The organism is Streptomyces sp. NPDC041129, assembly GCF_055592265.1.
Window position 1 is genome coordinate 11,212 of the sequence record NZ_JBVIYV010000003.1, and the last position, 22,177, is coordinate 33,388.

Genomic DNA, 22,177 nt, shown 5'->3' on the forward strand with positions numbered 1-22,177 from the left:
CGGCGCCCCCGGGCCGCCGGTGAAGCTCTCAGGTCGAGATGACAGAGGGGGAGGCCGTCGGGGTATCCGTACCGGGGTGCCCCTCGAAGGTCGCGTCAGACCAGGAGGCCTCCGCAATGACCGCCCATCGCACCCCGCTCTCCGAGCTCGAAGCGGGCATCCCCTTCGAACAGCGCCACATCGGGCCCGACCACGAGGCGCGGGCCAAGATGCTCGCGCACGTCGGCTACGGCTCGCTCGACGAGCTGACCGCCGCCGCCGTCCCGGATGTGATCAAGAACGCCGACGCCCTGGACCTGCCGGGCGCCCGCACCGAGGCCGAGGTGCTCGCCGAGCTGCGTTCGCTCGCCGACCGCAACCAGGTCCTCGGCTCCATGATCGGCCTCGGCTACTACGGCACCTTCACCCCGCCGGTCGTCCTGCGCAACGTCATGGAGAACCCGGCCTGGTACACGGCCTACACGCCGTACCAGCCGGAGATCTCCCAGGGCCGGCTCGAGGCCCTGCTGAACTTCCAGACGATGGTCGCCGAGCTCACCGGGCTGCCGACGTCCGGCGCCTCCCTGCTCGACGAGGGCACGGCCGCCGCCGAGGCCATGGCGCTGTCCCGGCGCATGGGCCGGAACAAGAAGGGCCTGTTCCTGATCGACGCGGACGCCCTGCCGCAGACCGTCGCCGTCATCGAGACGCGAGCCGAGCCGACCGGCGTCGAGGTCGTCGTCGCAGACCTCTCCGAGGGCATCCCGGCGGAGATCGCCGAGCGCGAGATCAACGGCGTGCTGGTCCAGTACCCGGGCGCCTCCGGTGCCGTCCGCGACATCAAGCCGCTCATCGACCAGGCGCACGAGCTGGGCGCCCTCGTCACCGTCGCGGCCGACCTGCTCGCGCTCACCCTGCTGACCTCGCCGGGCGAGCTGGGCGCGGACATCGCCGTCGGCACCACCCAGCGCTTCGGCGTGCCGATGGGCTTCGGCGGGCCGCACGCGGGCTACATGGCGGTGCACGAGAAGTTCGCGCGCAGCCTGCCCGGCCGTCTCGTCGGCGTGTCCGTCGACGCCGACGGGCACAAGGCCTACCGCCTGGCGCTGCAGACCCGCGAGCAGCACATCCGCCGCGAGAAGGCCACCAGCAACATCTGCACCGCCCAGGTGCTGCTCGCCGTGATGGCCGGCATGTACGCCGTCTACCACGGCCCCGAGGGACTGCGGACCATCGCCCGCCGCACCCACCGCTACGCCACGATCCTCGCCGAGGGCCTGAAGGCGGGCGGCGTCGAGATCGTGCACGGTGCCTACTTCGACACCCTCACCGCGCGCGTGCCCGGCAGGGCCGCCGAGGTCACGGCCGCCGCCCGGGCGGGCGGCGTCAACCTGCGTCTCGTCGACGCCGACCTGGTCTCCCTGGCCTGCGACGAGACCACCAACCGGGCTCAGCTGGAGACCGTCTTCGCCGCCTTCGGCGTCGACGGCGACATCGAGGCGCTGGACGCGGCGGCCGGCGAGGCCCTCCCCGAGGCCCTGCTGCGCACCGACGACTACCTCACCCACCCGGTCTTCCACGAGCACCGCTCCGAGACCGCGATGCTGCGCTACCTGCGCCGGCTCGCCGACCGCGACTACGCGCTCGACCGCGGCATGATCCCGCTGGGCTCCTGCACCATGAAGCTCAACGCGACCACCGAGATGGAGCCGGTCACCTGGCCCGAGTTCGGCCAGGTGCACCCCTTCGCGCCCGCCGAGCAGGCCGAGGGCTACCTCACGCTCATCCACGAGCTGGAGGACCGTCTCGCCGAGGTCACCGGGTACGACAAGGTCTCGCTGCAGCCGAACGCCGGTTCGCAGGGCGAGCTGGCCGGTCTGCTGGCCGTACGCGGCTACCACCGCGCCAACGGTGACGAGCAGCGCACCGTCTGCCTCATCCCCTCCTCCGCGCACGGCACCAACGCGGCCAGCGCCGTGATGGCCGGCATGAAGGTCGTCGTCGTCAAGACCGCCGAGGACGGTGAGATCGACGTCGCCGACCTGCGGGCGAAGATCGAGCAGCACCGCGACGAGCTGGCCGTGCTGATGATCACCTACCCTTCGACGCACGGTGTGTTCGAGGAGCACGTCGCCGACATCTGCGCCCAGGTGCACGACGCCGGCGGCCAGGTGTACGTCGACGGTGCCAACCTCAACGCCCTGGTCGGCCTCGCCAAGCCGGGCCACTTCGGCGGCGACGTCTCGCACCTGAACCTGCACAAGACCTTCTGCATCCCGCACGGCGGCGGCGGTCCCGGCGTCGGCCCGGTGGCCGTCCGCTCGCACCTGGCGCCGTACCTGCCGAACCACCCGCTGCAGCCGGCGGCCGGCCCGGAGACCGGCGTGGGCCCGATCTCCGCCGCTCCGTGGGGCAGCGCGGGCATCCTGCCGATCTCGTGGGCGTACGTCCGCCTGATGGGCGGCGAGGGGCTCAAGCGCGCCACCCAGGTCGCCGTGCTCTCCGCCAACTACGTCGCCAAGCGCCTCGAGCCGCACTACCCGGTGCTCTACAACGGCCCCGGCGGCCTGGTGGCGCACGAGTGCATCATCGACCTGCGCCCGCTGACCAAGGCGACCGGCGTGAGCGTGGACGACGTCGCCAAGCGGCTCATCGACTACGGCTTCCACGCCCCGACCATGTCCTTCCCGGTGGCCGGCACGCTGATGATCGAGCCGACCGAGTCCGAGGACCTGGCGGAGCTGGACCGGTTCTGCGACGCGATGATCGCCATCCGCGCGGAGATCGAGAAGGTCGGCTCCGGAGTGTGGCCCGCGGAGGACAACCCGCTGCGCAACGCGCCGCACACCGCGCGAGCGCTCGGCGCGGACTGGGACCACGCCTACAGCCGTGAGGAGGCCGTCTTCCCGGGCGGTGTCGCGGTCGCGGACAAGTACTGGCCGCCGGTGCGCCGTATCGACCAGGCCTTCGGCGACCGCAACCTGGTGTGCTCCTGCCCGCCGCTGGACGCCTACGAGGACTGAGCGAGCCGTACTCGTGAGCCCCGCCCGTGGACCGGGCGGGGCTCACGCGTTCGCGCGCCGCTCAGGCCGTGGCCAGCGACACCTCGGTCGCCTTGATCAGGGCGACCACGTCGGAGCCCACGAAGAGGCCGAGGTCCTCGGCCGCGTCCCTGGTGATCGCGGCGGTCAGCTCGCCGCCGGCCACGGCGATCTTCACGGAGGCCATGACCTCGCCCCTGGTGAGACGGGTGATCGCGCCGGGAAGCTGGTTGCGGATCGACAGGCCCTCGATCCTGCCGGTCGAGAGGGAGACCTCGGTCGACTTCACCAGGGCGCGAACGGCGGTGCCGGGGGCGAGACCGAGTTGCCCGGCCGCCTCCAGGGTGATGGCGGCCGTCAGGTCCTGGCCGCCGTCCAGCCGCACCTTGACGATCGCCATGACCTCGCCCGGTCGGACCTCGGTCACGTTGCCGGGGAGCTGGTTGCGGATGCTCAGTGTCATGAGCACCCACCGTAGAGCTCCCGCCGGGTCAGGCCGGGTATGCGTGGGTCTGCGTCGCCTTCACTGTCGCCCAGACCGACGCACCCGGATGCAGGTCCAGCTCGGCGGCGGCCACCGTGGTGAGGTCGGCGGCGAGGGGGAGTTCACCGGTGAGGTCGGCGCGGATCTGGTCGCCGTGGGTCTCCAGCCCCGCGACCTCGCAAGCCCACAGGTTGCGGGCGCTGGCGCCGGTGGGCCGGTCCCGGAAGAGGGTGACGGCGGCCGGGGGGAAGGCCACGAAGACGGGACCGGACAGGTCCTCCGTGGTCGTCACCGAAGGGCCCGCGTCCAGCCGTACGGTGTGCCCCGCCGCCTGTCCGCGGTAGAGGTTGAGGCCGACGAGCCGGGCGATGTAGTCGGTGCGCGGCCGGCGGGCGATCTCCGCGGGAGTGCCCTGCTGCACGACGTGGCCGTGTTCGACGACCACCAGCCGGTCCGCTAGCACCATGGCGTCCAGCGGATCGTGCGTGACCAGCACGGCGACGGCCTCGAACTCGGCGAGGTGGCGGCGGAGCTGGGCGCGGACCTCCAGCCGGGTGCGGGCGTCCAGTGCGGCGAGCGGTTCGTCCAGGAGCAGCAGCCGGGGCCGGGTGGCCAGGGCGCGGGCGAGCGCGACGCGCTGGGCCTGGCCGCCGGACAGACGCCGGGGCTTGGCTCCGGCGTGCCCGGCGAGGCCCATGCGGTCCAGCCAGGCGGCCGCCTGCGCGCGCGCCTCGGCCTTGCCCGCGCCGTGACAGCGCGGCCCGAACGCCACGTTGTCCAGGGCGGACAGGTGCGGGAAGAGCAGATAGTCCTGGAAGACGACACCGACCGGGCGGGACTCGGGCGGGGTGCGCTCCAGCGAGGTGCCGTCGAGTCGCAGGTGGCCGCCGGTGAGCGGGAGCAACCCGGCGAGGGCACGCAGGGCGGTGGTCTTGCCGGCGCCGTTCGGGCCCAGCAGCGCGATGACGTCGCCGGGGGCCGCGGCCAGCGCCACGTCGAGCCGGAAGTCCCCGCGGTCCACCACGAGCCGGGCGTCGAGCCCCGGCTCACCGACGGTTCTCGGGCCGTTTTCGACGGGGGCACCGGTCCCGGTCATGGGGGCCGGGTCCGACGCCGGCACCCGCGAGGGGCCGGCTTCCGTGCTCACCTCGCCCTCCATGCCCGCCTCGGCTCCCTTCCTCACCTGGTCCTCCATCCCCATCGTGTCCTCATGCCCCCGCCATCCACCGGTCCCGCAGTCCCGCCAGCACCGCGATCGACACGGCCAGCAGGACCAGGCTCAGGGCGATGGCCGCCTCCGGGTCGCTCTGCAGGGCGAGGTAGACGGCCAGCGGCATGGTCTGGGTACGGCCGGGGAAGTTGCCCGCGAAGGTGATCGTCGCGCCGAACTCGCCGAGCGCGCGGGCCCACGCCAGGACCGCGCCCGCGGCGACACCGGGGGCGATCAGCGGCAGGGTGACCCGGCGGAACGCGGTGAACCGCGAGGCGCCGAGCGTGGTCGCCGCCTCCTCGTACCGCGGGTCGGCGGCGCGCAGGGTGCCCTCGACGCTGATGACCAGGAACGGCATCGCGACGAAGGCCTCCGCGATCACCACCCCTGCGGTGGTGAAGGGCAGGGTGATCCCGAACCACGCGTCCAGCCACTTGCCGACCACCCCGTTGCGGCCGAGGGCGAGCAGCAGGGCCACGCCGCCCACCACCGGGGGCAGCACCAGCGGCAGGGTGACCAGTGCCCGCACGAGACGGCGGCCGGGAAAGTCGGTGCGCGCCAGCAGCCAGGCCAGCGGCACGCCCAGCACCAGACTGACCCCGGTCGCCGCCGTGGCGGTGACGAGGGACAACTGGAGGGCCTGCCACACCTCGGCGCTGGTCAGCTGATCGGGCAGGCTGCCCCAGGGTGCGCGGACGAGCAGTGCGAGCAGGGGCAGGAGCAGGAACGCCAGGGCCACGACACCGGGCACCAGCAAGGGCAGCGGCACCCCGCGCGCCCGTCGGCGCCGCGGCCCGCCCGTGCGGGGGCCGGCCGCGGTGCCGGGCCTGCCGAGCGAGGTCACGGCTCGAGGAATCCGGCCCCGCCCAGGACCCGCCGGCCCTCGGCGGACCGCACCAGCGCGATGAACGCCTTGGCCGCCGGGGCGTGGCCCGCGTTCTTCAGCAGCGCGATCGGATAGTCGTTGACGGCCTTGGCCGACTCGGGGAACTCCACGCCCTCCACCTTGTCACCCGCCGCCTTCACATCGGTCTTGTAGACCACGGCGGCGTCGGCCTCCTTCAGCTCCACCTTGGTCAGGGCGCTCTTGACGTCCTGCTCGTAGGAGACCGGGGTCAGCTTGAGCTTGCCGGCGTCGAGGGCCTTCTGGGCGGCGGCGCCGCACGGCACCGTCCTGTCGCACAGCACGACCTTGAGGCCGGGCTTGGTGAGGTCCTTGAGGGAGGACACCTTGCCGGGGTTGCCGGGCAGCGTGGCGATCTCGAGCTGGTTGCGGACGAAGGTCGCGGGGGTGCCCACCGCTTCCTTCTTGTCCGTCACGATCGCCATGGTCTTGGGGCTGGCGGCGGCGAACACATCGGCCGGGGCACCGCTGGTGATGCTCGCGGCGAGCGTGTCGCTGCCGCCGAAGTTGAAGCTGACCCTGGTGCCGGGATGCTGCTTCTCGAACTCCTTGCCGAGGGTCGTGAAGCTCTCCTTCAGGGAGGCCGCGGCGAACACGGTGACCGAGCCGGACAGCTTCGGGGACGCGGAGCGCGAGGTGTCCGAAGCACCGGCGGTTGAGTCGTCGGAGGAGGAGCAGGCGCTGAGCGATATCAGGGCAGCGGCTCCCGCACCCGCCAGCTGCAGCATCCGCCGGGTCCGGCCCACGGAACGGGTCATCACGGATGTACTCCTCGAGTTCTTGAACGAGCTGTCGCGCCCTGCCACGGCCGCGTACCGGCCGTGCGCAGATGATACTGCCGCATCTGCCAGGTGCAGGTCTGCTGTCTCTTCGCATGAGCAAGACTGATTCGCCGACGGGTTGGCATGTGCGTTTGTACGGGGGTGCCGGCTGGGTACGGTCATCCGGGAGGTGGTCGCAGGTGACGCTCGCGGAACTCGCCCTGACCGGCGATCTGTTGCGCCCCGCCAGGCTTACCGTGCCGGATCTGCTGGGCCGGCCGCAGCACCGGGCGGCGGTCAGCTTCGAGTGCGCCACCAGCGGCGTGCGGCGCCACCGGTTCAGCGGCCCGCGTCTCTACGACGTCCTGGCCGACGCGGGCCCCTCGTTCGACCCGGCCCGGCGCAAGGGCCGGCTGCGCTTCCTGATCGCCGTCACCGGGAAGGACGGCCACCACGCCGTTCTGTCCTGAGCCGAGGTCGACCCCGACTTCGCCGGTGCAGCCGTGCTGCTCGCCGTCACGGTCGACGGCACGCCGCTGGACGCGGCCGGCCCCCAGCTGGTGCTGCCGCAGGACCGCTGCGGGGCCCGGCACGTCAGCGGCATCACGGCGATCCGGGTCGACGGGGGCTACGGCTTCGGCATGCCGAGGCCGGCCCCGGCCGATCGCGCGCACGCCGGGTGAACGTCAGGGGCCGTTACGCTCGCGGTCTGAGCCGGTCAGACCCGGTCGATGTGCACATTGGTGGACTTCACGCGCGCGGTGGCCTCCACGCCGACCTCCAGGCCCAGATCCTCCACGGCCTCGCGGGTCAGCAGTGACACCAGCCGGTGCGGGCCCGCCTGGATCTCCACCTGGGCGGCGACGTCGCCGAGCTTGATGGCGGTGACGATGCCGGGGAAGGCGTTGCGGACGGAGGTGTAGGGCGCGTCTTCCTCGCCGCCGCCCGTTCCGGCCAGTTCGACCGAGAACGCCGCCAGGTCCTTGCCGTCGATGAGCCGTCGCCCGGCCTCGTCGCGATGGGTCGCCACCCGGCCCGCGTCCGCCCAGCGACGGGCGGTGTCCGGGCTCACGCCGAGCAGCCGCGCGGCCTGGCCGATGGTGTAGGACTGCATGCCGGTCACGATAGGGCCATCAGCCGGGAACCATGGACACGGGGTTGGCCGTTGGGTATAACGCGATATAGCTTCAGTGTGACGGTGGCCCTGGAAGGGGCGTCTGAATCGGGGGTGAAGGGTATGGCGGCCGAACTGGTGCGCACGGACATGCCGTCCGGGCTGCGGGCCTCGCACGCGGACCGGGACCGCGTGGTGGACGTGCTGACCGCTGCCGCGGGGGACGGCAGGCTCACTCCCGAGGAGCACGAGGAGCGGGTGGCGGCCGCGCTGTCCGCGCGCACCCTAGGCGACCTGGAGGTGCTGACGGCCGACCTGCCGCGGGAGGCCGGGACGGCGCCGGTGAAGGACGTCGTCCGGATCGAGCAGCAGTACGCCTCCGTCACGCGCGCGGAGGAGTGGTCCGTGCCGCGCCGGATGGAGATCCTTTCGGCGTGGGGCAACGTGACGCTCGACTTCACCCGGGCGAGGATCACCCATGACACCCTCCGCATCGACCTGGACCTGTGCGGCGGCACGCTGCGGCTGATCACCCGGCCCGGCGTGGTCGTCGACAGCGACTCCCTGGTGATCGGCTGCGGCAGGACCAAGGTGCGCCCGGCCGGGGACACCGGGACGCCTGTGCTGCTGCGGGTGGAGATACACGGGCGGCTGAGCATGGGCTCGCTGGAGGCGCGCCCCCGGCGCCGGCTGTTCGGCGTCAGGCCGGCGACGGCCTGACGCCAGGGCCTGCCTGCCGGGCGGGCCCTGGCGGTGCGAGTCCCTCAGCCCGTGTGCACGCGCGGGCGGCGGGTGCGGTCCGGCTCCGCCTCGCGCAGAACCTCACGGGTCACAGGGGCGACCTCGCCCTGTCCGAAGAGGAAGAACCGCAGGAAGTTGGCGAACGGGTTGCCTTCGGTCCACTCGAAGTAGATGTGCGGGGTGCAGCCGGTCACGTCGCGTATGTGCAGCAGGAGCGCGGCGAGGGCGTTGGGGATGGAGGAGGACTCCACGGTCAGTACGCGGTAGCGGTTGTGCAGGACCTCGCCGCGCACCGTCAGCCCCGCCTCGAACTCGGAGGGGTCGGTGACGGTCACCTCGACGAAGACGAAGTCCTCCTGCTCCGGCATGTCGTTGTCGGCCCGGATCTGCTCGACCTTGTCGCGGTACTCGGCCTTGTCCCGCCCGTCGGGCTGGTTCGCGATGAACCGCATCTTGCGGCTGGCCATGTCCCTGACGAAGCGCTCCGCCATCGGGTCCATGGCCACGCTGGTCACGCGCAGTTCGAAGGCGCGGGCCAGCCGGGACAGGAAGGAGACGAGGATGATGCCGGCGATGAAGCAGGCGCCGATCTTCACGCCGTCCGGGCGTTCGATGACGTTCACGACGGTCGTGTAGAGGAACACCACCGAGATGACCGCGAAGGCGATGCTCCAGCGGTGCTGCCCGGCCCTGCGCGCGGCGATGGTCACCGCGATCGCCGCGGAGCTGATCAGCACCAGCACGCCGGTGGCGTAGGCGCCGCCCTGCTTGTCCACGTTGGCGTCGAAGATCCAGGTGACCAGGAAGGCGACCAGGGTGAAGACGATGACCATCGGGCGCACCGCCCGGGCCCAGTGCGGGGCCATGCCGTACCGGGGCAGATAGCGCGGCATCAGGTTCAACAGTCCGGCCATCGCGGACGCGCCCGCGAACCAAAGGATCGCGATCGTCGAGATGTCGTAGACCGTGCCGAAGGCTCCGCCCAGGTACTCGTGCGCCAGGTAGGCGAGGGCGCGGCCGTTGGCCTGCCCGCCGGGCTTGAACTCGTTCTCCGGGATCAGCAGCGTGGTGATGAAACTGGTGGCGATCAGGAAGCAGCTCATGATCAGGGCCGCGGTCGTCAGCAGCTTCTTGGTGTCCCGGATCCGGCCGGCCGGCCGTTCCTCGGTGTCGCCCTCCTCGCCCTGGACGTGCGGCATGACGGCCACGCCGGTCTCGAAGCCGGACAGGCCGAGCGCGAGCTTGGGGAAGACGATCAGGGCGACGCCGATCATCACGAACACGTTGCCGTGCTCCGCGGTCAGGGCACTGCTCCAGTCGGCCACCACGTGATCGGCGGTGAGGACGTGCCAGAGGCCGTCGACCACGACGACCAGGTTGAGCGCGAGGTAGATGCCGACCAGGGCGACGGCGACGCCGATGGCCTCGAGGAAGCCCTTGAGGAAGACCGCGCCGAGCAGGGCGACCAGGAACAGCGTGATCAGCATCTGGTGGCCCTGGAGCGCGCTGTTCAGGTGCGGGTTCTCGACCAGGTGCGTGGAGGCGTCGGCGGCCGACAGGGTGATGGTGATCAGGAAGTCGGTGGCCGCGAAGCCCAGCAGGGTCAGTACGAACAGCTTGCCCTTCCAGAACGACAGCAACCGTTCCAGCATGGCGATGGAACCCTCGCCGCGCGGGCTCTCCTCGGCCACCCGGCGATAGACCGGAAGGGCACCGGCCAGGGTCACGATCACCAGGACGATCGTCGCGATCGGTGACAGCAGGCCGGCCGCGAGGGCGGCGATACCCGGCTGGTAGCCGAGGGTGGAGAAGTAGTCGACACCCGTCAGGCACATCACCCGCCACCAGCGCTGACCCCGGTGCGGAGCCTCCGGCACGGCGTGGGGCCCGGTATGGCCGCCGTGCTTGCCCATGTCGGACAGCCCCTCCAGCATCCAGGCGCGCAGGCGACTGGGAGGGGGGTGCTCGGTCGTGGCCATCGGCGTGCTCCAGGTGTGCGGCTCAGTGGTTTCCGGCCATCACGCGGACGGCGGCACCAGCGTAAGCAGAGAGTGACGTCGTGGCCCCGGCATCGAGGGCCGGGGGGCGTCAATCTTGCGTTAAGACTGGCCCGGCGGCAGGGGGCGAAGCGTCGGGATGCCGAGGCCAAGGCCGATGGAGGGGCATGGGCGGTAGGGGGAGGAGCGGCCGCGGACCACAGGGCGGCGGGCACCGAGCGTCATCTCGTACGCCCCTCCATGCTGCTCCCGCGCAACGGGATCCGCAGCCGCAGTGCGGGGTGACCCTGCCTCACAGGTCCCTGGTGTCCATGCGCCGGTGCCACGCGTTGCGCCGGTGGACGGCCACCAGGTCCGACGCGAGCGGCGACGGTGGTACCGCCAGCACCGGGCAGCAGGCGTGGGTGAGGCAGTGCCGGCAGACGCGGCCCGAGAAGGCCCGCTGCAGGCCCCGCCGGCCGGCGCCCACGACCAGCAGGTCGCTCTCGCGGTCGGCGGTCGCCACCAGCGCCCTGCCCGGGGTGCCGCGCACGATGACCGCGCGCATCGGCACCCCCGGCCCCTCCTCGCCGAAGATCTCGCCGAGCACCGAGGCCAGTCGCTGCTTGGCCAGCCGCTGCCACTCCTCGACGAGCAGGGCGGCGGCGGGGGACCGGCGCGCGGTGGCGTCGCCCCCGGGCGGTTCCCAGGCGAGCACCGGCCATAGTTCGGCTCCCAGCCTCCGGGCCAGCGCGGTCGCGCGGCGCAGGGCCGTGACGCTGCCCAGGGAGCCGCTCACGCCGACCACCACACGGGCCGCCGCCGAGGTGTCGTAACCGGACATGACTCCACCGTTCCTCACGGATCGCCGCGGGTTCCGGCTCCCCGGCCGGGTCCGCGTGCAGGGCCTCCCTTCCATCCCACTCCCGAGCGGACGACGAGACCAGCCGTACGGACCCTCCGGTCAGCACGCCTCAGTAAAATTCGCCGCCAGGTTCGAAACTTTCGGCGGCGAACATCCCGTGACCCTGTGAGGCGCGCATGCGGACGTACGGCAACCCGGTCATCCCCGGCTTCCACCCGGACCCGAGCGTCTGCCGGGCGGGTGACGACTTCTACCTGGTGTGCTCCAGCTTCGAGTACTTCCCCGGGATACCGCTGTTCCACAGCCGGGACCTGGTGCACTGGCGTCAGATCGGCAACGTCCTCGACCGCCCGGGGCAGTTGGCGCTGCCCGACGACGTGCCCGCCTCCGGTGGCGTCTACGCGCCGACCATCCGGCACCACGACGGGCTCTTCCACGTCATCACGACAGCCGTCGGCGCCGGAGGCACCTTCCTCGTCACCGCCGAGCGCCCGGAGGGGCCGTGGTCGGACCCGGTGTGGATCGACCTGCCCGGCATCGACCCCGACCTGGTCTGGGACGAGGACGGCGGCTGCTGGTGCGCCATGGCCGGTGTGACGGTCGCGCGCATCGACCCCCGCACCGGCGAAGTGCTCGAGGGGCCGCTGCCGATGTGGTCCGGCACCGGTCTCAGGGACCCCGAGGCGCCGCACCTGTACCGGGTGGGCGACTGGTGGTACCTGCTGATCGCCGAGGGCGGCACCGCGCTCGGCCACGGCGTCTCGGCCGCCCGTGCCCGCTCGCCGCGCGGCCCCTGGGAACCGGCGCCCGGCAACCCGCTGCTGTCCCATCGCGGCACCGGGCTGCCGGTCCAGTGCACCGGCCACGGCGATCTGGTCCGGGCGGCCGACGGCAGCTGGTGGATGGTGCTGCTGGGCACGCGGCCGCGTGGCTCCTTCCCGGAGTTCCACGTACTCGGCCGTGAGACCTTCCTGGTGCCCGTGGCGTGGGTGGACGGCTGGCCCCGGCTCGGACCGGTGCGGGAGCGGCACCCGGCGCCGGCCGCCTGGGCGCCCGTCCAACAGCCCCCGGCGCCGGACGACTTCACGGGCACGGAGTTGGCGCCGCACTGGATCTCGCCGCGCCGCCGGCCGGACGGCTGCTGGTCGCTGACCGAGCGGCCCGGCTGGCTGACGCTCGCGGCCCCCACGGCCGCCGGCGACAGCACCGGCCTGCCCGGGCGCACCTTCGTCGGCCGCCGTCAGCAGCACCACGACTGCCGGGCCGCGGTCCTGCTGGACGCCGGGCCGTCGGCGCGGGCAGGGCTGTCCGTCCGGCTGGACGACGCCCATCACTACGACCTGGAGCTGGCCGGGGGAGTGGCGTCCGTGATCGCGCGGATCGGCCCGGTGCGGCAGCGCGTCGCCGGGCATCCGGTGCCGGCGGGCCCGGTCACCCTGGCCGTCGACATCCGGGCGACCCGGAACGGGCGGCCCCTGAGCGGTCCCGACACCATCGCCTTCTCCGTCGAAACTTCCGAAGGGCTCGTCCGGCCGGCCGAACTCGACGGCCGCTATCTGTCCACCGAAGTGGCCGGCGGGTTCACCGGTCGTGTCCTCGGCATGTACGTCACCGAGGGGCGGGCGGCCTTCGACTGGTTCTCCTACGAGCCCGTCAGCTAGTGCGCAACACCTTGACGCTCTTCACGTGCCTTTCTAGAGTCGCGGTTCGGAACGTTCGGGAATCTGACCGAATGTTTCGGTCCACCGAGGTGTGTCGCACGTAGTCAGCGCCTGCGGTGGCCCTGCTTTTTCGCGTTTGGAACCTCTCCGAAGCACTTCCGAAAGTTTCGAAGGAGCGCATGATGGGCGACCCTGCACTGTCCCGCCGCGGCTTCCTGGCGGCCTCCGTCGCCGCCGGCCTCGGGGCGACCGCACTCAGCGGCTGCGGCGGCGACTCGGACGGAGGGTCGTCCTCGGGGACGACCACGATCGAGTGGTGGAACATCTCGACCACCGAGCCGACCAAGACCGTCTGGGCCGGCCTCGCCAAGAAGTTCGAGGCCCAGAACCCCAAGGTCAAGGTGAAGATCGTCCAGCTCGAGAACGACGCCTACAAGTCGAAGATGACCGCGCTGATCGCCTCCGGGAAGCTGCCGGACATCTTCCACACCTGGGGCGGCGGTGTGCTCAAGCAGCAGGTCGAAGCCGGTCTGGTCGAGGACCTCACCGACAGCACCGGGGCCTGGGCCGAGGGACTGCTGCCGGTGGCCAAGCAGCCGTACCTGCTGGACGACAAGGTCTACGGCATCCCGTTCGACATCGGCATGATCGGGTTCTGGTACAACAAGGCGCTCTTCAGGAAGGCCGGGATCACCACGCCCCCCAGCACCTGGAGCGGCTTCCTCGACACCGTGCGGAAGCTGAAGTCCGCAGGCGTCACCCCGATCGCCCTCGCGGGCAAGGAGAAGTGGCCCGGGATGTACTACTGGGCGTACCTGTCGATGCGGACCGCCGGTGCCGGGGCACTGCAGAAGGCCGGCGACGGCAAGGACTTCACCGGCGCCGAATTCGTCGAAGCGGGGCGGCACCTGAAGGAGCTGGTGGCTCTCCAGCCGTTCCAGAAGGGCTTCCTCGGAGCCGCCTACTCCACACCCACCGGTCAGGCGGCCACCGTCGGCAACGGCAAGGCCGCGATGGAGCTCATGGGGCAGTGGGCCCCGGTCGTGGAGGCCGACGCGGGCAAGGGACTCGGCGCGGACCTCGGATTCTTCCCGTTCCCCGAGGTCGAGGGCGGCAAGGGCAAGATCACCGAGGTGTTCGGCGGAGGCGGTGGGCACGCGCTGCGCAAGGGCGCCCCGCAGGCCGCCGTGGACTTCCTGAAGTTCTTCGCGAGCGAGACCACCGACCGCGAACTGGTCAAGAAGACCGGGGTGCTGCCGGTCGTCCCGGCCGCCGAGAGTGTGCTCACCGACGCCAACCTCAAGGCCGTACAGGCCCAGTTGAAGTCCGCCACCGGCTTCCAGCTCTACCTCGACCAGGCCTACGCGCCCGCCGTCGGGCAGGAGGTCAACGACAGCGTGGCCGCACTCGTCGCCGGGTCCAAGTCGCCCGAGCAGGTCGCCCAGTCCATCACCAAGACGGCCAAGGAAGAGCAGTAGCCGCCGATGACCTCCACCTACCTCCCCGACCGGCGGAGCGGCCCGGCCGTCGACCGTCCGCCCCCGGCCGCGAGCGCGGTCCGCGGGCGGGCACGGCGGCGCGCGCTGCACTGGCTCACCGCGGTCGGCTTCCAGTTGCCCGCACTGGTGCTGTTCATCGGTCTGGTGCTGCTGCCGATGCTGTTCGCGCTGTACGCCGCGTTCTTCCGCTGGGGCGGCTTCGGCATGCCCACCGACTACACGGGCGTGGACAACTTCAGCCGCCTCTTCCAGGACCCGGTGTTCCTGGGCGACCTGTGGCGCTGCCTGGTCCTGGTCGTGCTCTCGCTCGCCCTGCAACTGCCGTTCGCCCTCGCCATGGCGGTGCTGCTCAACCAGCGGCTGCGCGGCCGGGCGGTGTACCGGATGCTGTTCTTCGCGCCGTACGTCCTGTCGGAGGCCATCACCGGCGTGCTGTTCAGCATGATCTTCGCCCCCGACGACGGGCTCGCCGACCGCGTCCTCGGCGCCATCGGCCTGAACGGCCTGGGCGGTGAGTGGTTCGCCGATCCCTCCTACGTCATGGCCGCGCTCTTCCTCGTCATGACCTGGAAGTACTTCGGCTTCCACATGATGCTGTACCTGGCCGGACTCCAGTCGGTCCCGGCCGAGTTGAACGAGGCGGCGCTGATCGACGGCGCCGGACCCTGGCAGCGCTTCCGCAATGTCACCCTGCCGCTGCTCGCACCCACCCTGCGCATCAGCGTCTTCCTGTCCGTCATCGGGTCGATCCAGCTGTTCGACCTGGTGTGGGTCGTCACCCAGGGCGGCCCCGACCACCACTCCGAGACGATGGCCGTGACCATGTTCCAGTACGGCTTCAAGCGCTACCAGGTCGGCTACGCCAGCGCGATCAGCGTGGTCATGTTCGGCATCTGCCTCGTCTTCGCCCTGGCCTACCAGCGGTTCGTGCTCCGCCGCGACCTCCAGGGCGCCACCACGACGATGAGGGGAGCCGGCACATGAGACGCCGGACCGTGACCACGCTTCCGCTGCACGTGATCCTCCTCGTGGTCGGCGCGGGGATGGTCGTACCCCTGCTGTACGCGATCCTCTCGGGCTTCAAGTCCACCGACGAGCTGTCCCGCAACCCGTTCGGGCTGCCCGACCGGTGGCTGACCGGCAACTACACGGGCATCCTGCGCTCCGGCGACTTCTGGCGGCTCCTGGGCAACAGCACGCTGATCGCCGTGGCGACGGCCGTGCTGGTGGTGGCGGTGTCCGCGCTCGCGGCCTTCTCCTTCGCCCGGTTCGCCTTCCGGGGGCGGGAGGCGCTCTTCACCTTGTTCACGATGGGGCTGATGTTCCCCTTCGCGGTCGCCGCCCTGCCGCTGTTCCTGCTGCTGCGCTCCCTCGACCTCCTGGACAACCCGCTGGGCGTGATCCTCCCGCAGGCCGCCTTCGGACTGCCGATGACGATCATCATCCTGCGCGGCTTCTTCCGGCAGATACCCGGCGAGCTGGAGGAGGCGGCCACGCTGGACGGCTGCAGCGCCTTCGGGTTCTTCTGGCGGGTGCTGCTGCCCATGGCCCGGCCCGCGCTCGGCACCGTCTCGGTCCTCGCGGTGGTCACGAGCTGGAACAACTTCCTCCTGCCGCTGCTGGTGTTCACCGACAGCACCTGGTGGACGCTCCCCGTCGGCGTCCAGCAGTTCCAGGGTCAGTACTCGGCGGAGTACGCCCGTGTCTTCGCGTACCTCGTGCTCGCCATGGTCCCCGCCCTCGCCTTCTACTCGGTCGCCGAACGCCAGCTCGTCGGCGGTCTGACCGCGGGCGCCACCAAGGGCTGAGCCGTACCCCTTCCACAGACAGGAGTCGCACCATGCCCAAGACGCGCCTCGGACTCGCCGGCGCCCTCGCGGCCGCACTGGTGGCCGCCGGCCTCGCCGTCGGACCCGCCGCCCAGGCCCACGAGCGGCAGCCCACCCTCGCCGGGCTCGCGGAGCGGCATGGCCGCTACTTCGGCAGTGCCACCGACAACCCCGAACTCACCGACAGCGCCTACACGAAGATCCTCGGCAGCGAGTTCGACATGATCACCCCGGGCAACGGGATGAAATGGTACGCCACGGAGCCGGAGCAGGGCGTCTTCGACTGGACCGACGGCGACCGGATCGTGGATCTGGCGCGCCGGCACCACCAGCGGGTCCGCGCCCACACCCTCGTCTGGCACAGCCAGCTCCCCGACTGGCTGACCTCGAAGGCATGGACGGCCGGCGAGCTGCGCGCCGTGCTGAAGAAGCACATCATCACCGAGGTGCGGCACTACCGCGGCCAGGTCTACTCCTGGGACGTCGTCAACGAGGCGTTCAACGAGGACGGCAGCTACCGCGAGACCATCTGGTACAAGACCCTCGGCCCCGGTTACATCGCCGACGCGCTGCGCTGGGCCCACCAGGCCGACCCGCACGCCAGGCTCTACCTCAACGACTACAACATCGAGGCCGTCGGCCCGAAGAGCGACGCCTACCTCCGGCTGGCCGAGGAACTGAAGGCGCGGGGCGTCCCGCTCGACGGCATCGGACTGCAGGCCCACCTGGCCCTGCAGTACGGCTATCCCGCCACCCTGGAGGACAACCTCCGCCGCTTCTCGCGCCTCGGCCTCGACACCGCCCTCACCGAGGTCGACGTACGCATGCAACTGCCCGCGACCGAGGGGACACTGGCCGAACAGGCCACCTGGTACCGGGACCTGACCGAGGCCTGCCTGGCCGTCCGCCGCTGCGTGGGGGTGACGATCTGGGACTACACCGACAAGTACTCCTGGATCCCGGCCTTCTTCCCCGGTGAGGGCGCGGCCCTGCCCTGGGACGAGCGGCTGGAACCCAAGCCCGCCTACACCTCGCTGCTGGAAGCGCTGCGGCAGCGGGCGGTCACCTGACGTAGCCGGCCCCGGACACGGGTCGGGGCCGGTGCGCACCGTGTGTGTGCGGCCGGCCCCTCGGGTCGCCGGGCGGTGCGGCGGAACCGCCCGGAGCGCTCGCCTAGGCGGCGGTCATCACCTGGTCCGCACCGAGCGGGCGGTGCGGGGCGATGACGCGGCCGTCGGGCAGAAGCTCACCGGTGTCCTCGAAGAGCAGGACGCCGTTGCACAGCAGACTCCACCCCTGTTCCGGGTGGTGCGCCACGAGGCGGGCGGATTCCCGGTCGGCGGACTCGGCTTGCGGACACGGTGGCTGGTGCTGGCACATGGATGGGATCTCTCGCTCTGTCGTGGTCATGTCCGTCCCCCGTGATGAATAAGTCGGTCGGAACCCAGTGTTGCCCTCTGGGCGTCGATCCGCAGGGATTTCGCAGCAGCGCTTCTCACAGGTTCATGACGCGTCACCCGTGCGGACGGTTCATTCCAACTGCACTGTCACTTCGGGTGGTTCTGGGGGGCCGGATAGGGCTAGTCCGGGCGGCGGAGATCCTTTTCCCGGCTCGTAGGAGCGGTTAATTGCTCGTACGAGCGAGCGGTTGCCGGAAAAACAGTCGTACCCCGCTTCCCTTCCGGGGAACGGGGTACGCGCGTCGTTCAGGCAGGGATGGAACCGAGCAGCGGTACGGGAGTCGCCCGATGGGTCAGCACCGGAAGCAACTCGGCGACGCGGTGCGGCCGGTGGGCCGAGATGCCGGGCGGCGCCGGGGCCAGGGGGACGAGCAGGTCGGTGGCGGCCGGATGCCCCCCGGAGGCGTCGGCGGTGACGTCGCCGTGCAGCCACAGGGTGAGCATGTACAGGCCGGGCACGGAGAGCAGGCGCGGCTGGTACGGCTGTGTCAGGCCCTCGGCCTGCTGCAGGGCGCGCTCGGTGGAGGCGACCCAGGGGCCCTCGAAGAAGTGCGAGAAGGCCCAGCCGTCCGGGGTCAGCATGGTGTCGGCGGCGGCCACCGCGCGATCGCCGCAGCGGATCACGAAGCGCCAGCCGGCCAGCCTCGTCGCGGACAGACCCTGGGCGGTGATCCGGTCCAACACGTGCACCGGAAGCGGGAGTTCGGGCGTCGTGGGTCCCTGTGCGGCGCGCAGGGAGGGAGTTCGGGCCTCGCGGACCGCGGTGGGGGAACCGAGGGCGGTGAGGACGGAACGCAGTGCGGGCGCGGGTGCGGCGGGCGCGTGCAGGGGCATGGTGGGTCGCCTCTCGTTCGACAGGCGCGACGGCGCGAGGAGGGTGGGGCGGACGGCGCTGTCAGCTCACGGGTGGCCTGAGAGGTGGGGCCCGGTTCGATGAACGAGGGTGCGGCTGTGGCCTGCCGCTGAATCGACGGCAGGAACACGACAGAAACCGGGACCGCGGGCACCAACCTCAGGCCTTGTTCGCGAAGTTTATACGACGCGTGTTCAGACGATGTTTCGTCTACCGCATTCAGACCGTCCCGGCAAGGCGTCATTCAGCCGCTGATTCGCACGCATACATCCCGCTTTCCGTGCCGGGAGGGACCCGCTGACCTCGCAATACGCCGACACCGCGGTCGGCCGATTGTCGTCGGCGTTTTTCACGAGGCGATCGGGGCACACGAACGTGCACGATGCGGCATGCCTCGTGAATGTGCCGCCGGGAACATTCCGACAGAGTAGCGGGCACCGGGCTCACGCGGGACGTTATCGATCGCTTCCGCTGGGCATCATCCAGACCCGGGACCCCGGCGGCCGGTCTGCGGCCCGCCCATCCGAGGAGGGAAACCCAGATGGGGGAGAAGGTCGTGGCAGGGCAGTTCGACCTGTCCGATCGCCAGCGCTACCGCGAAAAGCTTCAGAAGTGCCTGACGGGACTGGAGCGGCTGCTGGACGAGAAGCGGTTCGACCGCGCGAAGAACCTCATGGGCGTCGAGATCGAATTGAATCTCGCCGGCCGCGACGGTATGCCGAAAATGTTGAACGGGCAGGTACTGGAGCGCATCGCGAGCCGCGATTTCCAAACGGAACTCGCGATGTTCAACCTCGAGGTGAACATCGCCCCGCACCGGCTGGGTGGCCGGGTATTCGACCGGCTCGCCGAGGAACTGCGCACCTCACTGGCGTACGCCGACCGAAAGGCCGGCGAGGTGGACGCCGGCATCGTGATGATCGGCATTCTTCCCACGCTCGACCGCGACGACCTCGTCTCCTCCAACCTTTCCGAGGTGGACCGCTACACCCTGCTCAACGACCAGATCGTGGCGGCGCGCGGCGAGGACTTCCAGCTCGACATCGACGGTGTGGAGCACCTGCACTGCAGCTCGAAGTCGATCGCCCCCGAGGCCGCCTGCACCTCCGTGCAGCTGCACCTCCAGGTCACCCCGGCCCGCTTCGCCGATGTGTGGAACGCCGCGCAGGTGGCGTCCGCGGCGCAGATCGCCGTCGGCGCCAACTCGCCGTTCCTGTTCGGGCGCGAGCTGTGGCGCGAGTCCAGGCCGCCGCTGTTCCTGCAGGCCACGGACACCCGACCGCCGGAACTCCAGGCGCAGGGCGTACGGCCGCGCACCTGGTTCGGCGAACGGTGGATCTCCTCCGCCCACGACCTGTTCGAGGAGAACCTGCGCTACTTCCCGGCGCTGCTGCCGATCTGCGACGACGAGGACCCGCTGGAGGTGCTGGACGCCGGGGGCATACCGAAGCTCGCCGAACTCGTGCTGCACAACGGCACGGTGTACCGCTGGAACCGGCCCGTCTACGACATCGCGGACGGCGTGCCGCACCTGCGGGTGGAGAACCGGGTGCTGCCGGCCGGACCGACCATCACCGACGTGATCGCCAACGCGGCCTTCTACTACGGCCTGGTGCGGGCGCTCGCCGAGGAGTCGCGCCCGGTGTGGACCCGGCTGCCGTTCGAGGCGGCCGAGGCCAACTTCGACGCGGCCTGCCGGGACGGCATCGACGCCCGCTTCGTCTGGCCGCGCCGGGGCCGCTACGGCGGCACGGGCGAGGTCGACGCCGTCACCCTGGTCCGGGACGAGCTGCTGCCGCTCGCCTCCGCCGGACTCGACGCGTGGGGCGTGGAGGCCGCCGACCGCGACCTCTACCTGGGTGTCATCGAGGAGCGTTGCCGGCGCCGGGTGAACGGGGCGGCCTGGCAGGCGGCCACCTTCCACCGGGCCCTGGAGCAGGGCCTGGGCCGCGGGGCCGCGCTGGCGGCGACGACACGTCGCTACGCCGAGCTGATGCACGCGGGCGAGCCGGTGCACACCTGGCCGGTGGGGCTTCCGGAGCCGGCCCCGCTCGGCTGAGGTGAGGGGCACGGCGGTCCGCTTCCGCGGCAACCCCGGCCCGGGTAAGCGCTCCGGAAGGCGATCCGGCATGCTGTGAGCTCGCACGGCCGGAGCGACGACAGGAGTGCACGTGGAGGCGGACCCGGCGGCCGACGGCCCTTCGCGGGGGCGGTTCCCGCGGCGGATCTTCCGGGACGAGACACTGCTCGTGCTGGCGCTCTCGCTCGGCGCGAGCGGGGTGTCCGCGCTGATCAGCTTCGTCGGGTCGGTCACCAAACCCGGCGGGCTCAAGGACCAGGCGGCCACCCTCAACGCGTCCGCCGCGCCCGGGCGCCCCTGGCTCGACCTGGCCTGGCAGCTCTTCGGCATCGCCTCCGCGCTGGTGCCGGTGGCCCTGGTCGCCCACCTGCTGATGCGCGAGGGCGAGAGCCTGCGCACGCTCGGCTTCGACCGCACCCGCCCCTGGCCCGACCTCGGCCGGGGCGCGGGCGTCGCGGCGGTCATCGGCAGCACCGGGATCGCCTTCTACCTGGCCGCCCGCGGCCTCGGCTTCAACCTCACCGTGGTGCCGGAGGCCCTGCCCGAGGTGTGGTGGAAGTACCCCGTGCTCATCCTGTCCGCGGTGCAGAACGCGATCCTCGAGGAAGTCATCGTCGTCGGCTATCTGCTGCGCAGGCTGGGGCAACTGGGCTGGACGGCGGGGTCGGCGTTGGTGGCCAGCGCGGTCCTGCGCGGCTCGTACCACCTCTACCAGGGCATCGGCGGCTTCATCGGAAACATGGTGATGGGCGTGGTCTTCGTCTGGCTCTACCGCCGCTGGGGGCGGGTCGGACCGCTGGTCGTCGCCCACTCCCTGCTCGACATCGGCGCGTTCGTCGGATACGCCCTGCTCGCGGGCAAGGTCGACTGGCTGCCGACCGCCTGAGGGCGGACCGGCCCCGGCCGGTCAGGCGAGCAGTTCGCCCTCGATGACGGTGACCGCGCGGCCGGTCAGCAGCGTGCGGTCGCCCCGCAGGCCGGTGCGGACCAGTCCGGAGCGGCGGGAGGCCTGCAGCCCCGTGAGATCGTCCCGGCCCAGGCGGGCGGACCAGTGCGGGGCCAGCGCGGTGTGGGCGCTGCCGGTGACCGGGTCCTCGTCGATGCCGACGTTCGGGAAGAAGCAGCGCGAGACGAAGTCGTGGCCGAGGGACGGGTCGTCGGCGCGGGCGGTGGCGATGACGCCCCGCGAGGAGTGCGCCATCAGGGCCTTGTGGTCGGGGGCGAGCCCGAGGACCGTCCGCTCGTCGGCCAGCTCCACCAGCAGGTCGCCGACGTCGGGCCCGGTGTCGTAGACGGCGAGCGGGTCGGCGCCCAGCGCCTTCGCGACGCCGTCCGGGATCTCCACCGCGGTGAGCGGGGCGGTGGGGAAGTCCATGGTGATCCAGCCGTCCGGGCCCGGCGTGGCGACGAGGACACCGCTGCGGGTGGCGAACCGCACCGGCCCCTCGTGGGCACCGGTGGTGTGCAGGACGTGCGCGGTGGCGAGCGTGGCGTGCCCGCACATCGCGACCTCGGCGACGGGCGTGAACCAGCGCAGCGCCCAGTCCGCTTCGCCGCCCGCGGGAAGCCGGTGCGCGAACGCCGTCTCGGCATGGTTCACCTCCATGGCGACGTTCTGGAGCCAGTCGTCGTCCGGGAAGACGTCGTCCAGGAGCAGGACGCCGGCGGGGTTGCCGGCGAAGGGGCGGTCGGTGAAGGCGTCGACGATTCGGATGCGCAT

At 71.4% G+C, this 22,177-nt stretch carries 19 protein-coding genes and 1 pseudogene; 10 read left to right on the forward strand and 10 right to left on the reverse strand.

Features of this window, described 5'->3' with window-relative positions; translation table 11 throughout:
• Positions 1-116 precede the first annotated feature (116 nt).
• Positions 117-3,002: an aminomethyl-transferring glycine dehydrogenase gene (gene gcvP / locus ACZ6B1_RS12775; protein WP_468777554.1), complete on the forward strand. Its 2,886-nt coding sequence runs from the start codon at positions 117-119 to the stop codon at positions 3,000-3,002.
• A 61-nt stretch (positions 3,003-3,063) separates the two neighbouring features.
• Here the strand turns inward: gcvP and ACZ6B1_RS12780 are convergent, their stop codons facing one another.
• The 4 genes from ACZ6B1_RS12780 to modA form a co-directional block, all read right to left on the reverse strand.
• The gene (locus ACZ6B1_RS12780; RefSeq protein WP_468777555.1) at positions 3,064-3,483 is read right to left on the reverse strand and encodes a TOBE domain-containing protein; all 420 of its coding nucleotides are present in this window, start codon (positions 3,481-3,483) and stop codon (positions 3,064-3,066) included.
• A 28-nt stretch (positions 3,484-3,511) separates the two neighbouring features.
• Complete coding sequence (locus tag ACZ6B1_RS12785; RefSeq protein ID WP_468778545.1) at positions 3,512-4,600, reverse strand: ABC transporter ATP-binding protein; 1,089 nt, start codon at positions 4,598-4,600, stop codon at positions 3,512-3,514.
• 112 nt (positions 4,601-4,712) lie between these two features.
• Entirely contained in the window at positions 4,713-5,558 is an 846-nt protein-coding gene (locus ACZ6B1_RS12790; protein ID WP_468777557.1) for an ABC transporter permease, read from the reverse strand.
• Positions 5,555-6,376 (reverse strand): molybdate ABC transporter substrate-binding protein, encoded by an 822-nt coding sequence (gene modA / locus ACZ6B1_RS12795; protein WP_468777558.1) that lies wholly within the window; start codon positions 6,374-6,376, stop codon positions 5,555-5,557. Before modA ends, ACZ6B1_RS12790 begins: the two co-directional genes overlap by 4 nt.
• A gap of 203 nt (positions 6,377-6,579) precedes the next feature.
• On the opposite strand from modA, the pseudogene ACZ6B1_RS12800 reads away from it, so the two are divergent.
• Positions 6,580-7,062 (forward strand): annotated as a pseudogene (locus ACZ6B1_RS12800) (molybdopterin-dependent oxidoreductase).
• Positions 7,063-7,097: 35 nt separating this feature from the next.
• On the opposite strand, the gene ACZ6B1_RS12805 reads toward ACZ6B1_RS12800, so the two are convergent.
• Positions 7,098-7,493, reverse strand: coding sequence for a TOBE domain-containing protein (locus tag ACZ6B1_RS12805; protein ID WP_468777560.1), 396 nt, complete (start codon positions 7,491-7,493; stop codon positions 7,098-7,100).
• A gap of 123 nt (positions 7,494-7,616) precedes the next feature.
• On the opposite strand from ACZ6B1_RS12805, the gene ACZ6B1_RS12810 reads away from it, so the two are divergent.
• Entirely contained in the window at positions 7,617-8,213 is a 597-nt protein-coding gene (locus ACZ6B1_RS12810; protein WP_468777562.1) for a DUF1707 SHOCT-like domain-containing protein, read from the forward strand.
• A 44-nt stretch (positions 8,214-8,257) separates the two neighbouring features.
• Here the strand turns inward: ACZ6B1_RS12810 and ACZ6B1_RS12815 are convergent, their stop codons facing one another.
• Both ACZ6B1_RS12815 and ACZ6B1_RS12820 read right to left on the reverse strand, forming a co-directional pair.
• A complete protein-coding gene (locus ACZ6B1_RS12815; protein WP_468777563.1) occupies positions 8,258-10,213 on the reverse strand; it encodes an APC family permease in 1,956 nt (651 codons plus the stop codon).
• Between the two features lie 310 nt (positions 10,214-10,523).
• The gene (locus ACZ6B1_RS12820) at positions 10,524-11,054 is read right to left on the reverse strand and encodes a universal stress protein (protein ID WP_468777566.1); all 531 of its coding nucleotides are present in this window, start codon (positions 11,052-11,054) and stop codon (positions 10,524-10,526) included.
• Between the two features lie 197 nt (positions 11,055-11,251).
• Here ACZ6B1_RS12820 and ACZ6B1_RS12825 point away from each other — a divergent pair, with 197 nt between their 5' ends.
• The 5 genes from ACZ6B1_RS12825 (at position 11,252) to ACZ6B1_RS12845 (ending at position 17,134) form a co-directional block, all read left to right on the forward strand.
• A complete protein-coding gene (locus ACZ6B1_RS12825; RefSeq protein ID WP_468777568.1) occupies positions 11,252-12,736 on the forward strand; it encodes a glycoside hydrolase family 43 protein in 1,485 nt (494 codons plus the stop codon).
• Positions 12,737-12,918: 182 nt separating this feature from the next.
• Positions 12,919-14,214: an extracellular solute-binding protein gene (locus ACZ6B1_RS12830; RefSeq protein WP_468777571.1), complete on the forward strand. Its 1,296-nt coding sequence runs from the start codon at positions 12,919-12,921 to the stop codon at positions 14,212-14,214.
• Positions 14,215-14,220: 6 nt separating this feature from the next.
• Entirely contained in the window at positions 14,221-15,219 is a 999-nt protein-coding gene (locus tag ACZ6B1_RS12835) for a carbohydrate ABC transporter permease (RefSeq protein ID WP_468777573.1), read from the forward strand.
• Positions 15,216-16,043, forward strand: coding sequence for a carbohydrate ABC transporter permease (locus tag ACZ6B1_RS12840; RefSeq protein WP_468777574.1), 828 nt, complete (start codon positions 15,216-15,218; stop codon positions 16,041-16,043). The genes ACZ6B1_RS12835 and ACZ6B1_RS12840 overlap by 4 nt, the downstream gene beginning before the upstream one ends.
• Before the next feature lie 32 nt (positions 16,044-16,075).
• Positions 16,076-17,134, forward strand: a complete 1,059-nt coding sequence (locus ACZ6B1_RS12845) for an endo-1,4-beta-xylanase (RefSeq protein ID WP_468777576.1) — start codon at positions 16,076-16,078, stop codon at positions 17,132-17,134.
• Between the two features lie 103 nt (positions 17,135-17,237).
• Here the strand turns inward: ACZ6B1_RS12845 and ACZ6B1_RS12850 are convergent, their stop codons facing one another.
• Together ACZ6B1_RS12850 and ACZ6B1_RS12855 are read right to left on the reverse strand one after the other, a co-directional pair.
• A complete protein-coding gene (locus ACZ6B1_RS12850; protein WP_094214367.1) occupies positions 17,238-17,444 on the reverse strand; it encodes a DUF5999 family protein in 207 nt (68 codons plus the stop codon).
• Positions 17,445-17,770: 326 nt separating this feature from the next.
• Positions 17,771-18,358 (reverse strand): hypothetical protein, encoded by a 588-nt coding sequence (locus ACZ6B1_RS12855; RefSeq protein ID WP_468777578.1) that lies wholly within the window; start codon positions 18,356-18,358, stop codon positions 17,771-17,773.
• A 560-nt stretch (positions 18,359-18,918) separates the two neighbouring features.
• Here ACZ6B1_RS12855 and ACZ6B1_RS12860 point away from each other — a divergent pair.
• Entirely contained in the window at positions 18,919-20,436 is a 1,518-nt protein-coding gene (locus ACZ6B1_RS12860) for a glutamate-cysteine ligase family protein (protein WP_468777580.1), read from the forward strand.
• 106 nt (positions 20,437-20,542) lie between these two features.
• Positions 20,543-21,343: a CPBP family intramembrane glutamic endopeptidase gene (locus tag ACZ6B1_RS12865; protein ID WP_468777582.1), complete on the forward strand. Its 801-nt coding sequence runs from the start codon at positions 20,543-20,545 to the stop codon at positions 21,341-21,343.
• A 21-nt stretch (positions 21,344-21,364) separates the two neighbouring features.
• Here ACZ6B1_RS12865 and ACZ6B1_RS12870 read toward each other — a convergent pair whose 3' ends face one another.
• A complete protein-coding gene (locus tag ACZ6B1_RS12870; protein WP_468777584.1) occupies positions 21,365-22,177 on the reverse strand; it encodes a PhzF family phenazine biosynthesis protein in 813 nt (270 codons plus the stop codon).